13 protein-coding genes, 1 tRNA gene, 1 other RNA gene and 1 other annotated feature are annotated in these 13,056 nt (G+C 43.6%); of the genes, 2 read left to right on the forward strand and 13 right to left on the reverse strand.

The genetic code is table 11. The annotated features are described in order from the left end of the window. Nucleotides 1-202 precede the first annotated feature (202 nt). The 7 genes from BTO28_RS17680 to tadA form a co-directional block, all read right to left on the reverse strand. A complete protein-coding gene (locus BTO28_RS17680; protein WP_076765998.1) occupies nucleotides 203-403 on the reverse strand; it encodes a pro-sigmaK processing inhibitor BofA family protein in 201 nt (66 codons plus the stop codon). Nucleotides 404-440: 37 nt separating this feature from the next. Further along, nucleotides 441-659: a YaaL family protein gene (locus tag BTO28_RS10465; protein WP_083711486.1), complete on the reverse strand. Its 219-nt coding sequence runs from the start codon at nucleotides 657-659 to the stop codon at nucleotides 441-443. Nucleotides 660-670: 11 nt separating this feature from the next. After that, entirely contained in the window at nucleotides 671-1,267 is a 597-nt protein-coding gene (gene recR, locus BTO28_RS10470; protein ID WP_076766000.1) for a recombination mediator RecR, read from the reverse strand. A 17-nt stretch (nucleotides 1,268-1,284) separates the two neighbouring features. Further along, nucleotides 1,285-1,602 carry a YbaB/EbfC family nucleoid-associated protein gene (locus BTO28_RS17290; RefSeq protein WP_076766022.1) on the reverse strand — a complete coding sequence of 106 codons (318 nt, stop codon included), beginning with the start codon at nucleotides 1,600-1,602 and terminating at the stop codon, nucleotides 1,285-1,287. Nucleotides 1,603-1,626: 24 nt separating this feature from the next. Next, nucleotides 1,627-3,348, reverse strand: coding sequence for a DNA polymerase III subunit gamma/tau (gene dnaX, locus BTO28_RS10480; protein ID WP_076766002.1), 1,722 nt, complete (start codon nucleotides 3,346-3,348; stop codon nucleotides 1,627-1,629). A gap of 117 nt (nucleotides 3,349-3,465) precedes the next feature. Beyond that, nucleotides 3,466-3,730, reverse strand: an RNA gene (ffs, locus tag BTO28_RS10485) — signal recognition particle sRNA large type. Nucleotides 3,731-3,775: 45 nt separating this feature from the next. Further along, nucleotides 3,776-4,240 (reverse strand): tRNA adenosine(34) deaminase TadA, encoded by a 465-nt coding sequence (gene tadA, locus BTO28_RS10490; RefSeq protein ID WP_076766004.1) that lies wholly within the window; start codon nucleotides 4,238-4,240, stop codon nucleotides 3,776-3,778. Nucleotides 4,241-4,314: 74 nt separating this feature from the next. Here tadA and BTO28_RS10495 point away from each other — a divergent pair, with 74 nt between their 5' ends. Together BTO28_RS10495 and BTO28_RS10500 are read left to right on the forward strand one after the other, a co-directional pair. Then, entirely contained in the window at nucleotides 4,315-4,872 is a 558-nt protein-coding gene (locus BTO28_RS10495) for an isochorismatase family cysteine hydrolase (RefSeq protein WP_076766006.1), read from the forward strand. 46 nt (nucleotides 4,873-4,918) lie between these two features. Continuing rightward, complete coding sequence (locus BTO28_RS10500; protein WP_076766008.1) at nucleotides 4,919-6,205, forward strand: LysM peptidoglycan-binding domain-containing protein; 1,287 nt, start codon at nucleotides 4,919-4,921, stop codon at nucleotides 6,203-6,205. Nucleotides 6,206-6,274: 69 nt separating this feature from the next. On the opposite strand, the gene BTO28_RS10505 is transcribed toward BTO28_RS10500, so the two are convergent. The 6 genes from BTO28_RS10505 to guaB all read right to left on the reverse strand — a co-directional run bounded on the left by BTO28_RS10505 (nucleotide 6,275) and on the right by guaB (nucleotide 12,761). After that, a tRNA-Ser gene (locus BTO28_RS10505) sits at nucleotides 6,275-6,367 on the reverse strand. Between the two features lie 171 nt (nucleotides 6,368-6,538). Next, the gene (gene serS, locus BTO28_RS10510) at nucleotides 6,539-7,819 is read right to left on the reverse strand and encodes a serine--tRNA ligase (RefSeq protein ID WP_076766010.1); all 1,281 of its coding nucleotides are present in this window, start codon (nucleotides 7,817-7,819) and stop codon (nucleotides 6,539-6,541) included. Nucleotides 7,820-7,864: 45 nt separating this feature from the next. Further along, nucleotides 7,865-8,080 (reverse strand) — a binding site (T-box leader). A gap of 33 nt (nucleotides 8,081-8,113) precedes the next feature. Then, a complete protein-coding gene (pdxT, locus tag BTO28_RS10515; protein WP_076766012.1) occupies nucleotides 8,114-8,707 on the reverse strand; it encodes a pyridoxal 5'-phosphate synthase glutaminase subunit PdxT in 594 nt (197 codons plus the stop codon). Further along, a complete protein-coding gene (pdxS, locus tag BTO28_RS10520; RefSeq protein WP_076766014.1) occupies nucleotides 8,707-9,588 on the reverse strand; it encodes a pyridoxal 5'-phosphate synthase lyase subunit PdxS in 882 nt (293 codons plus the stop codon). The genes pdxT and pdxS overlap by 1 nt, the downstream gene beginning before the upstream one ends. Before the next feature lie 104 nt (nucleotides 9,589-9,692). Beyond that, the gene (locus tag BTO28_RS10525; protein WP_076766016.1) at nucleotides 9,693-11,033 is read right to left on the reverse strand and encodes a serine hydrolase; all 1,341 of its coding nucleotides are present in this window, start codon (nucleotides 11,031-11,033) and stop codon (nucleotides 9,693-9,695) included. Between the two features lie 264 nt (nucleotides 11,034-11,297). Next, complete coding sequence (guaB, locus tag BTO28_RS10530; protein ID WP_076766018.1) at nucleotides 11,298-12,761, reverse strand: IMP dehydrogenase; 1,464 nt, start codon at nucleotides 12,759-12,761, stop codon at nucleotides 11,298-11,300. Between the last annotated feature and the right edge of the window lie 295 nt (nucleotides 12,762-13,056).

A 13,056-nucleotide genomic window follows, 5' to 3' on the forward strand; every position in this document is an offset into this window, starting at 1 on the left:
ACGTTGACGTTTTTATTGATTTTGTTCAGTTTTCAATGTTCAATGTTCAATCAATCTTTTGTTGTCTTGAACAACTTTATCATCTTATCATTTCAAGAATCATAAGTCAATAACTTTTTAAAAGTTATTATCCGCTTTTCAGCGGCAACGTTTAATAATATATCACTTACCAACAAACTCGTCAACCATCTCTTGTAACTTTTTAATTAAAAATAAATAAATGAATGGCTGCCAGCATAAGGATGCCCGGCAGCCCAAGAAATCCTGCTATCAAGGATGTCGTGATATTCATTGAAATATGCATTCCCACATTGTTTATCATTATATTTACTATATAGAGAAAGAAAGCACCTATAATGATCTTTTTTATAGTCAAAGCCGCTAAATAAGCTATTTTCCTCATTTATCCTCACGCTCCCATATCATCATATGGAAGTGGATTATTCTTTTATGCGGATCTTTCGCTTTTTTGCTTCTCTGAAAAGGAAAAAATATTTTGCCTGCGCCGCTTTCGTCTGGGCTTCAAGTTCATCGTTTTGCTCAAAACTCAACCGGAGCAATTCACGGTGTTGAAACCATTCTTTTCTAGAACGGCCGAGCAGCTCAATCAATTTCTCATCGTACGCTGCATTCATCTTTTGTTTTCTGCGAAACAGCATGTTGAATCCTCCTATAGTTCGCGGCGGCCCTCGATGGCTTTGGACAATGTCACCTCGTCTGCGTATTCGAGATCACCACCGACCGGCAAACCATGGGCAATACGCGTTGTACGGATACCAGATGGCTTTAAAAGACGGGAGATATACATGGCCGTCGCTTCTCCTTCTATATTCGGATTTGTCGCCAGTATCACTTCTTTAATCGTCTCATCCTGCAAACGTTTGACAAGGTCCGGCACATTTATATCTTCCGGTCCGATCCCTTCCATCGGAGATATTGCCCCATGCAGCACATGATACAGACCATTGAATTCCTTCATTTTTTCCATTGCAATGACGTCTTTTGGATCCTGCACAACACAAACGATACTCCGGTCGCGCCGTTCGTCTTTGCAGATCGAGCATGGATCTTGATCAGTAATGTGTCCGCAAACGGAACAATAACCAAGGTCACGTTTTGCATTGACAAGTGCTTTTGCAAAATCAAGTACATCGTCTTCTTTCATATTCAAAACAAAAAAAGCCAGACGAGCCGCAGTTTTCGGCCCAATGCCCGGCAGTTTCATGAAGCTGTCGATCAGCTTTGTAATCGGTTCGGGATAGTACATCCGTCAATTCCTCCTAATCAGAAAGGAAGGTTCATCCCTTTCGTAAACTGTCCCATTTTCTGGTTGGTTTCATCATCTACTTTTTTCAGGGCGTCGTTCACTGCAGCGAGAACAAGGTCTTGAAGCATATCGATATCATCCGGATCGACAACTTCCTCTTTAATTTGAACGTCAACCACTTGTTTTTGTCCAGACATGCTGACTTTCACCATGCCTCCGCCTGCTGTACCCTCAAATTGCTTTGCTGAAAGTTCTTCCTGTGCCTCTTGCATTTGCTTTTGCATTTTTTGCATTTGCTTCATCATATTTTGCATATTTCCCATTCCGCCACGCATCATTATCATCATCCTCCGTATAAATTAGTCTTTAATTTCAAGAAATTCTTCACCGACAAGCTTCAGCGCTTCTGAAACAAGCGGATCCTCTTCTTCTTCCTGCACGTCCATATCAGACCCGTCAGCAGGCGGTGTATATGTACCGTCTTCTTTTTGTTTTTTCAAAAAAGAACGGCGGATATCAAGCCAAGACTCTTCCGGCACCACAAACGGGCGGTACGGTTTGCCTGTCAGCTCATTCAATATAGTTGAAATGGAATCCATAAACGCTTTGTTGTCAGAAGCCATTTGACAATGAATTTCGTATTTAAATTTTAGCACAAATGAATCACTTGAAGCAGCGACAGGCTCTGCATCGTTCAAGAGGGCGGCTTGTGAACGCATTTGCCGCTCATTTAAATAACCAATCATACTGCCCCATCGGCTTTTAATATTCTGAATATCCTGTTTCGTCGCTTCTAATAAGACCTTCTCAATTTGCGGCACAGCCACTTTGAATTGGGTAGTCGGTCGGGACATTTTTTTTGCCGGCTGGCGGGCTGATTCCGGCTCCGCACCACCCGATGGACGGCTTTTCAGTTCCTGCACTTCCCGCTCAAGCCTGTTTATTTTCTCCAAAAGCCCTTCGATTTCCGGCGCAGAGACCGCAGCAGGATGACGGACCTGCATGCGGCACATTTTCACAAGAGCCACTTCAAGATAAATACGGGCATGATTCGTAAATTTCATTTCCTGCTGTGTTTTATTTAACGTTGCAATATATTCATATACTGCCTGCTCGGAAAACTGACCGGCCATTTCAATAAATTCTGAATCTGCCATTGTCCGTTCCATCGATTCTTCTAGATCCGGTGTCATTTTATATAACAGAATATCACGGAAATAGAGAATAAAATCTTCTGTAAAACGAACAGGATCTTTTCCTTCCATTAAAAGCCCGTGAAGCGTCTGAACCGCTTCCGCTGCATTTTCCTCATGAACAAAACGGGCAATTGCGTTCAGCATTCCCTGGCCGACTGTACCGGTTACAACAAGCGCATCCTCTTCCATCAAACGGCCGCGGCTGTATGAAACTGCCTGATCAAGAAGGCTGAGCGCATCACGCATCCCGCCTTCTGCCGCCCTTGAAATAATAGGAAGAGCTGCTTCGTCATATTCTGTACCGGTTTCGTTTAAAATCAGTTTCATTCGGCCCGTAATCGCCTGTGCAGTAATTCGTTTAAAGTCAAACCGCTGACAGCGGGAAATAATCGTTAATGGTATTTTATGTGGTTCCGTTGTTGCTAATATAAAGATTACGTGACCCGGTGGTTCTTCCAGTGTTTTTAACAGTGCATTAAAGGCACCCGTGGAAAGCATATGCACTTCATCAATTATATACACTTTATACTCAACAGAGCCCGGAGCATATTTTACTTTATCACGAATGTCACGAATTTCATCCACTCCATTATTGGACGCCGCATCAATTTCAATCACGTCTTGAATGGATCCATCGGAAATACCGAGACAGGCACGGCATTCGTTGCAGGGTTCTGCTACAGGACCGTTTTCACAGTTGACCGCTTTCGCCAAAATTTTGGCTGCGCTTGTTTTCCCTGTGCCCCGCGGACCGGAAAATAAGTATGCATGTGAGATTTTATCTTGAAGGAGAGCGTTTTGAAGCGTTTTTGTTATGTGCTCCTGTCCAACGACATCCGCAAAATTTTGCGGCCGCCATACACGGTATAATGCCTGATAACTCATCGTCTTCCCCCTTCACAGTCCTTCTTCCATTATAAACGAACGTTCTTCTCTTTACTATAAAAAGGCGTACAAAAAAAGACGTCCGGCAAACCGGACATCTTATCTTTATTATGTATACCGTGCACCTTCCGTCGACTGCCAATCACAGGCGTTACTAGAGCAGTTAACTCAGTCCAGGCTGCCCCGCGGCACATGAGAGAGTCCACTTAATGCTGCTTCCTTCCGGACCTGACATGGTTCATGGATTCTCATTGCGCAGGACCCGGACGTCAACGTCACTTACAAAAGGCAGACCCCACAATTAAACAGCCTCGAGAAGGAATTCAGTCCCGCTAGAGCGGATTGCGGATACAGGGCACCGCTACCTCCCCACTTAGCACGGTAGAATCCATTATACTACCTTAAACACTAAAAATCAATGATTGCTTTATTCATTTGGCCTTTGTTTTTGTTCCTTTTTCTTCCGGCGCAGGCTGCGGAAAAAGTTTGTCAGCATCATCCCGCACTCGTCAGCCAGCACACCGGGTACGACGTCGCAACGGTGATTAAAGCGATCATCATCCAGCAAGTTCATCAATGTCCCTGCACAGCCTGCTTTCGGATCGGCCGCGCCATATACAACCCGGTCGACCCGGGATAATAAGATGGCACCGCTGCACATTGGACATGGCTCCAATGTGACATAAAGCGTCGTTTCCTCCAGCCGCCACGACCCAATCACTTCACATGCCTTTTCGATCGCCAGCAGTTCCGCATGAGTCACCGCATTTTGTGTCGTTTCACGTAAATTGTAAGCGGAAGAAATCACTTCATTGTTTTTTACAATCACAGCTCCAATCGGCACTTCACCAAGCTGTTCCGCTTTTTTTGCTTCAGCTATGGCCAGTTTCATAAAATATTCATCCAATTTTCATGATCCTTTCTATCAAAAGTTGGGTAAACATTATCGTTAAAGGAGGATAAAACATGACAAAAAAATTTGCTCTTCTCATTATTGATATGATAAATGATTTTAATTTCCCGAACGGTGAAAAATTAGCCGCTCAAACTAAAAAAATAGTTCCTTCGATTTTGGCCTTAAAGACATATTGCCGATCAAATGATATTCCAGTCATTTATGTAAATGATCATTATAATTTATGGAAAGCCGATATAGAATTACTGATTGATCACGTTCAAAATGACATAAGCGCCCCTATTATACAGCAAATGAAACCCGAGCGTGATGATTATTTCTTGATCAAGCCAAAACATTCCGGCTTTTACGGAACCGCTTTAAATACCCTTTTACATGAGTTCAATACAGACGCGGTGATTGTGACCGGCGTGGCGGGCAATATATGTGTTTTTTTTACAGCAAATGATGCGTATATGCGTGAATTTGACGTGTATGTGCCGAGCGACGGGACCGCTTCTGAATCCCCTAATTTTAATGAATATGCGCTCAATATGATGGAAACCGTTCTTAAAGCAGATGTGCGTCCTGCTAGCCAATTAATTAGTTTGTTAAAAGAACAGGAATAAATAGCCTCTTTTCTTTGTACATATGTACAGAGAGGGGGATACGTTTTTGCAAATATACGTAGTCCAAAGCGGAGATACAATCTTTCAAATTGCTAGACGATTCGGAACGACTGCAGAGACGATCACCCAGGCAAACCAATTGCCGAATCCCAATCGCCTCGTTGTCGGTCAGGCAATCGTTATTCCGATTCCCGGTCGTATTCACGTCGTTTCGCCCGGTGAAAGCCTCTGGACCATTGCCCGGCAATATGGGACAACCGCTCAAGAACTGGCACGGCTGAATGGACTTTCACCATCCGTTCCGTTACAAGTCGGACGGCAGCTGCGTATTCCTGCACCGGTGAAAACACGTGCAGAATTCACTGGTTATATCCAGCCTGCTGCAACCGGTTATTCTGAAAATCTTTTGAACAGTGCACGGGAGGCAGCACCCCACTTGACGTATTTTGCACCGGTCAGCTATAACGCAAGACGGGATGGCTCACTAGAAGAGCCCGCTATCGCTCCGCTCCAGCCGATCGCCGAACAAAATGGGGTTGCCCTCATGATGGATATAACAAATCAGGAAAACACACAATTCAGTGACGAACTTGGGCGTATTTTATTAAATGATGAGGCAGTGCAGCAAACCTTTTTGGATAATATAAGCAGAATTGCCCGGGAATCCAATTTTAGTGACATCCACTTTGATTTTGAATATTTACGCCCGGAAGATAGGGAAGCATACAATCGGTTTCTGCGCCGGGCCAAAGAGCGTTTCAGCCGGGAAGGAAGAACAATCTCTACTGCACTTGCACCGAAAACCAGCGCCACACAGCAGGGCAGATGGTATGAAGCGCACGATTATAGAGCACACGGGGAAATTGTAGATTTCAGTATCATAATGACGTATGAATGGGGCTACAGCTATGGTCCTCCTATGGCCGTGTCGCCTATTGGCCCTGTACGCGATGTATTGACATATGCAGTATCAGAAATGCCGGCATCCAAAGTCGTTATGGGACAAAATTTGTATGGCTATGACTGGACGCTTCCATACCGTCCAGGGAACCCCGCAGCCCGCGCAATCAGCCCTCAGGAAGCTATTCGGCTTGCCGATCGGTATAATGCTTCAATCCGCTATGACCGTGCAGCACAGGCTCCGTATATTGATTACACGGATGAGAATGGGCGTCTTCATAAAGTATGGTTTGAGGATGCCCGTTCAATTGATGTGAAATTTGTGCTGCTAAAGGAATTAAACCTGCGTGGTATGGCGTACTGGCGGATCGGGATGTCATTCCCGCAAAATTGGCTGCTGTTATCAGACCGGTTTACCGTTGTCAAAAAATAAAAAAGAACGTCCACCTGAAATATCAGGTGGACGTTCATATCTCCAATTATTATGCGCTTATGTTAAAAATGGAGGAGGAAAGGGGATTCGAACCCCTGCGCGGTTTGACCCGCCTGTCGGTTTTCAAGACCGATCCCTTCAGCCAGACTTGGGTATTCCTCCGTATCGACAAGAGTTAATTTAACATATAATAAACAAAACTGTCAATACGATTTTCAAAATTTCTAAAAAGAAAATATAACGGTATGCAGTAATTTGTTATGTGAAAAACCGAAAACTTTTTTCTCCTTAAAAAAGACGGCTGATATGTATCAGACCGCCATCAAAAAGATATTACTTTTTCTCAATTCGCTCTTTACCGCCCATATATGGACGAAGCACTTCAGGAATTATAACACTTCCGTCTTCCTGCTGATAATTTTCTAAGATCGCTGCAACTGTTCGGCCAATCGCAAGACCTGATCCATTCAACGTATGAACGTGTTCCGGTTTACCCGTTTTTTCACGTCGGAAGCGAATATTCGCCCGTCTTGCCTGGAAGCCTTCAAAGTTTGAACAAGATGAGATTTCTTTATAGTCATCGTAGCTTGGAAGCCATACTTCAATGTCGTATTTTTTCGCAGCTGTGAACCCAAGATCTGCTGAACACATATTAAGAACGCGATATGGAAGCCCCAGCAATTGAAGCACTTTTTCTGCGTGCCCTGTCAATTTTTCAAGCTCTTCATAAGAATCTTCCGGCTTTACAAAACGAACCATTTCAACTTTGTTAAACTGGTGCTGACGGATCAATCCGCGTGTATCACGTCCAGCAGAACCGGCTTCAGAGCGGAAACATGCGCTGTACGCCGCATAGGCAATCGGCAGTTCGTCCACACTCAAAATTTCATCGCGATGATAATTTGTTACCGGCACTTCCGCTGTCGGAATAAGGAAATAATCCTCTGCTTCAATACGGAATGCATCTTCTTCGAATTTTGGCAGCTGGCCAGTACCTGTCATGCTCGACCGGTTTACCATGTATGGCGGCATTATTTCTGTATAGCCATGCTCTTCCGTGTGCAGATCCAGCATAAAGCTGATCAGCGCACGCTCTAATTTTGAACCCGCCCCCTTGTAAAAGGTAAAACGGCTGCCTGTTACTTTTCCGGCCCGTTCAAAATCTAAAATATCAAGATCTGTCGCAATATCCCAGTGCGGTTTCGCTTCAAATGTAAACTCGCGCACGTCGCCATGGCGGCGCACCTCCACGTTATCATCTTCCGACTCGCCAGCCGGCACACTCTCATGTGGAATGTTCGGCATATTAAGAAGCAAACTTTCCAGCTTCTCTTCCGTTTCACGAAGCTCCGTATCCAGTTCCTTAATTTTTTCGCCGACTTCACGCATTTCGACGATGAGTGCATCCGCATCCTGCTTTTCCTTTTTCAAGCGAGCCACTTCCTGTGACACACTGTTGCGCTTCCCTTTCAATTCTTCTGTCTGTCCCAGAAGCTCCCGTCTTTTTTGATCGAGCGCTTCAAAGTTTTCAAAAGCGGTCATATCTTCACCGCGAAACTTCAATCGTTCTTTCACTTCTGTAAAATTAGAACGCAAATACTTCATATCCAACATGAAAAATTCCTCCTTTTTACAATTAAAAAAACTTCCGCCCCTTAAAAAAGGGACGGAAGTTATATTCCGCGATACCACCCTGATTGAAAGCATGAAGCTTTCCTCTCAACATCGTTTTAACGGCCTGCGCCGGAAAAATGCCTACTCTTACTTCAGCACACCGCTCCAGAATGGATTCACATGCTTCTTACACCGGTTTGCACCATCCACCGGCTCTCTTTAGAAAAAAATCATGCTACTGGCTTCTTTCATCGCGTTTCATTTATTTAATTCATGTTCAATGTACTATATTTTTTATGCCTTCGCAAGTGACGCTTTCGCCTCGTTTGCCATATCAATAAAATAACGGGCAATACGGTGATCATCTGTTAGCTCCGGATGGAACGAACAGCCAAGATAATGGCGGTCACGAGCAGCAACAATTCGTCCATCGCACTCCGCCAGCACTTCCGTTCCCTCTCCCGCTGATACTATATGAGGTGCACGGATGAATACCGCATTGTAGTTTTCTGCCACATCTTTAATGGACAGATCCGCTTCAAAGCTTTCCTTTTGACGTCCAAAGGAATTGCGTTCAACTTTAATATTCATTAAACCGAGGTGCGGTTCATCATAGCCGACAATGTCGCTTGCGAGCAAAATAAGCCCTGCACACGTACCAAACATCGGACGGCCTGATTCACCAAACTGACGAAGAGGCTCCATGAAGCCATACCGGTCAATTAGACGACGCATCGTTGTGCTCTCACCGCCCGGCAAAATCAATCCATCAATATCCTCAAGCTGCTCCGGCCATTTCACGACAACCGCTTCCGCCCCATTTTCTTCGATTGAGCGGACATGTTCACGAACTGCACCTTGCAGCCCTAATACACCGATTTTCGTCATTACCAGCCGCGCTCCTGCATGCGTGATTCCGGTGCAATTTTCGAAATTTCGAGTCCTTTCATTGGCTCGCCAAGTTCTTTCGACAATTCAGCAATCAATTTGTAATCTTGATAATGAGTTGTTGCCTCAACAATGGCACGTGCAAATTTTGCCGGATTGTCTGATTTAAAGATACCAGAGCCTACAAATACGCCATCTGCGCCTAGTTCCATCATAAGAGCTGCATCCGCTGGAGTGGCAACACCGCCTGCCGCAAAGTTAACGACTGGAAGGCGGCCCTCTTTTTTAATTTGAAGAAGCACTTCAAATGGTGCACCAAGCAATTTTGCTTCCGTCATAATTTCATCATCATTCATATGAACCAGTTTGCGAACTTGTGCATTTACTTTACGGATATGACGAACCGCTTCAACGATGTTACCTGTTCCCGGCTCTCCTTTTGTACGAAGCATAGATGCTCCTTCACCGATACGGCGAGCTGCTTCGCCAAGGTCACGGCATCCGCAAACAAATGGCACTGTGAATTCGCTTTTTAACAAATGGAACTCTTCATCCGCAGGTGTTAATACTTCACTTTCGTCTAAATAGTCAACACCCATCGCTTCAAGCACACGCGCTTCCACAATGTGGCCGATACGCGCTTTTGCCATTACCGGAATTGTGACTGCATTCATTACTTCTTCTACAATGCGCGGGTCAGCCATACGGGCAACACCGCCTGCTGCACGAATATCAGAAGGGACACGCTCAAGTGCCATAACTGCTACTGCGCCAGCTTCTTCCGCAATTTTTGCCTGCTCCGCATTAACAACGTCCATAATAACGCCGCCTTTTTGCATTTCAGCCATTCCACGTTTAACGCGATCTGTTCCTGTATTCATCTTTCATTCCTCCTATATCGATCAAAAAAGACAATTTAGTTAATTTCCTAAATCATACTAAACACGAAAAAACACCTTCTGTCAATAGCAGAAGGTGTTTTTCATTAAAACCAACCAGTTACTTTGTCGACGATCCAGTTCCAGCCATCTGCAATACCACCGCCAACCGCACGCATTGAAAGCACGAACCAGTTCGCTTTCTCAATTTTTTCTGCGGTTTCTACCTGTGTATCGGCAGCTGCTTTCAAAAATGGAACTTCTTGTCCTTTTTCATCCTTTACAACAACAGAACCAACCACTTTCCCCTTTTCTACTGGAGCTGTCAGTTCTTTATTCGCATTTAAATCCGAACGATTCAAAACCACATCTGCTTTATATTTCGCATTTGAGCTTTTTGGCGCTAAAATTGCAACGGCAGATTTCGTTTGAATGTTCACTTCGTTCTCTTTTCCTTTTTGAACCGGCAATGTTTCAGCGCCTTTGAGCTGGCTTCCAGCTTTAGCAATTTCATGACGTTCAAACTGGTTGAATCCATGATCAAGCAATTTTTTCATTTCAACAAACCGAGCATTGTATGACCCGGCACCATCTGTACTTTGTGCATCCATCACAACACCGATCAGTTTTTGACCATTTCGCTCTGCAGTTCCTGTAAAACAGTAACCCGCAAAATCAGTCGTACCTGTTTTTAAGCCTGTCATTCCTTCATACTCAAAAACAAGTGAAGGAAGCATCCAGTTCCAGTTTTCCATGGCTATCTCATCATCTGTACCTTCACGAAACTTCTTTTTCGGTATGCTGGCCGTTTCCAGTACTTCCGGGTAATCCTTTAATAAACGGTAAGCAAGCGTCGCCACATCGCGGCCGGACATCATATTCTCATCCGCCTCGCCACCCGTTGAATGATTTCCTTTTAAGTCTTTGTTATTCAAGCCTGTTGAGTTCACGAATTTATATTGTTCAAGACCAAGTTCTTTTGCTTTCTTATTCATTAATTTGACAAATTCTGCTTCTGAACCAGCAATTTTTTCTGCGATCGCAATCGTTGCAGCATTCGCTGAATAAATTGTCATTGCCTCATATAACTCTTTTATGTTGTATGTTTCACCAGCACGGAGCGGTACGTTTGAAAGACTGCGATCCTGTGAAACAGTATATACATAGTCAGACACCTGGTACGTATCCTCGAAGCTTACTTTTCCGGCCTTCACCGCTTCAAGGAGCAAATATTCAGTCATCATTTTCGACATACTTGCGACGCCAAGCTGCTTCTCACTGTTCTTCTCATATAAAATCTGTCCGGTTTCCGCATCAATTAAAATAGCCGCTGATGCATTTACTTCAAAAGCCGCTTCCGCTTTCATTCCACCTGGCCCCAATAAACCAACCAACAACAGTACGCTTAAAAAGACAGCGCTAATCCGATATCCATTTCTTTTCTTCACACTGAAAACCCTCCATCTTTTTTGTCACACTTTCGTTATTGTACCATACATTTTCAGTGGAAAAATAGACGTCAATCGACATGGATATCTATGTAAAAAAGAAAGAGTTGAAAAAGGAAATGAATTCATGCGCCGCCAAGACAAAAAACGCAGACGAGTGGTTAAAAAGAAATACTGTAATTATTAAACCTATTTTAATTTTTCATTACAGTTGAAAAAAAGAAAATAAAAAAGCCTGTCCATTGCGGACAGGCGACATTTTTATTACATTGAGTAGTTTGGTGCTTCTTTCGTAATTTGCACATCATGTGGATGGCTTTCACGAAGACCTGCACCCGTCATTCGGATAAACTGGCTATCTTCACGAAGTGCTTCGATATCTTTTGATCCGCAGTACCCCATACCTGAACGAAGTCCGCCTGTTAATTGATACAATGTATCTGAAAGAGGACCTTTGTAAGGAATACGGCCTTCAATGCCTTCAGGAACAAATTTTTTCGCATCTTCCTGGAAGTAACGGTCTTTTGAACCCTTTTCCATTGCGCTGACAGAACCCATACCACGATATACTTTAAAGCGGCGACCCTGGAAGATTTCTGTTGCGCCTGGGCTTTCAGTAGTACCAGCAAGAAGACTGCCAAGCATAACGGCAGAACCACCTGCCGCGATGGCTTTTACAATATCCCCTGAATACTTAATTCCACCATCCGCAATGATCGCTTTCCCATATTTACGTGCTTCGGTTGCGCAGTCATATACGGCTGTAATTTGTGGAACACCCACACCTGCAACAACACGTGTTGTACAGATAGACCCAGGCCCAATACCGACTTTCACAACGTCAACGCCTGCTTCAAACAACTCGCGAGTCGCTTCTGCTGTCGCCACGTTACCCGCAATGATATTTAATTCTGGATAGGATGCACGAATTTCTTTTACAGTTTCAATAACACCTGCGGAATGTCCATGCGCTGTATCTATAACAATCACATCTACATGTGACTTTACAAGCATTTCAACGCGTTTCATCGTATCGGCTGTTACACCGACAGCAGCACCTACAAGGAGACGTCCCTGAGCGTCTTTCGCAGAATTCGGGAACTCAATAACCTTTTCAATGTCTTTAATCGTTATAAGGCCTTTTAAAACGCCTTGGTCATCAATAAGTGGGAGTTTTTCAATTTTATGCTTTTGAAGAATTTGTTCCGCTTCTTCAAGGGTTGTTCCTACCGGAGCAGTAACAAGGTCATCTTTTGTCATAACATCTGTAATTAAAATTGAATAATCTTGAATAAAACGAAGGTCACGGTTTGTTAAAATACCGACAAGTTTTTGCTCTTCCTGATTGTTTACAATCGGCACACCAGAAATACGGTATTTCCCCATTAAATGTTCAGCATCAAATACTTGATGTTCTGGCGTCAAAAAGAATGGATCACTAATAACGCCGCTTTCAGAACGTTTTACTTTATCTACTTGTTCCGCCTGCTGCTCGATACTCATATTTTTATGAATAATACCCAGACCGCCCTGACGTGCCATTGCAATCGCCATATCAGCTTCTGTTACCGTATCCATACCGGCACTGATCATTGGAATATTTAATTTCAAGCTTGGTGTTAGTTCTACCTTCAATGACACATCTTTAGGAAGCACCTCTGATTTAGCTGGCACAAGCAACACATCATCAAACGTTAATCCTTCTTTTTTAAACTTATCTTCCCACATATTTAAACCTCCCTGACCGAAAAATATTATTAGTAGGTTAACAATTGAACGGGTATTATGTCAAGATACGAATCATATGTTAGATTTTTTGGAATTTTCGAACTTAAAACCGAACATTAAAAGGAAACGCTTTATCATTACATAAAGGCTTCAATAAATTCCCTTATTAAATATTTCAATATAATTTTCCTTGATATCAAGATGTCTCATATTCTATTGTAACGTCATATAAAAAAAACACCAACAAAAAAACAACCTGATTTCTCAAGTTGTCTTAACGTGCCAGGCGGCGTCC

Source organism: Domibacillus epiphyticus (assembly GCF_001975785.1).
Lineage (GTDB): Bacteria > Bacillota > Bacilli > Bacillales > Domibacillaceae > Domibacillus > Domibacillus epiphyticus.

Excerpts from the sequence above, each read along its gene's own strand:
- guaB (WP_076766018.1), bottom strand. The coding sequence starts at position 12,761 with ATGTGGGAAGATAAGTTTAAAAAAGAAGGATTAACGTTTGATGATGTG.
- BTO28_RS17680 (WP_076765998.1), bottom strand. The coding sequence starts at position 403 with ATGAGGAAAATAGCTTATTTAGCGGCTTTGACTATAAAAAAGATCATT.
- BTO28_RS10465 (WP_083711486.1), bottom strand. The coding sequence starts at position 659 with ATGCTGTTTCGCAGAAAACAAAAGATGAATGCAGCGTACGATGAGAAA.
- dnaX (WP_076766002.1), bottom strand. The coding sequence starts at position 3,348 with ATGAGTTATCAGGCATTATACCGTGTATGGCGGCCGCAAAATTTTGCG.
- recR (WP_076766000.1), bottom strand. The coding sequence starts at position 1,267 with ATGTACTATCCCGAACCGATTACAAAGCTGATCGACAGCTTCATGAAA.
- BTO28_RS10495 (WP_076766006.1), top strand. The coding sequence starts at position 4,315 with ATGACAAAAAAATTTGCTCTTCTCATTATTGATATGATAAATGATTTT.
- BTO28_RS17290 (WP_076766022.1), bottom strand. The coding sequence starts at position 1,602 with ATGCGTGGCGGAATGGGAAATATGCAAAATATGATGAAGCAAATGCAA.
- tadA (WP_076766004.1), bottom strand. The coding sequence starts at position 4,240 with ATGAAACTGGCCATAGCTGAAGCAAAAAAAGCGGAACAGCTTGGTGAA.
- pdxT (WP_076766012.1), bottom strand. The coding sequence starts at position 8,707 with ATGACGAAAATCGGTGTATTAGGGCTGCAAGGTGCAGTTCGTGAACAT.
- serS (WP_076766010.1), bottom strand. The coding sequence starts at position 7,819 with ATGTTGGATATGAAGTATTTGCGTTCTAATTTTACAGAAGTGAAAGAA.
- pdxS (WP_076766014.1), bottom strand. The coding sequence starts at position 9,588 with ATGAATACAGGAACAGATCGCGTTAAACGTGGAATGGCTGAAATGCAA.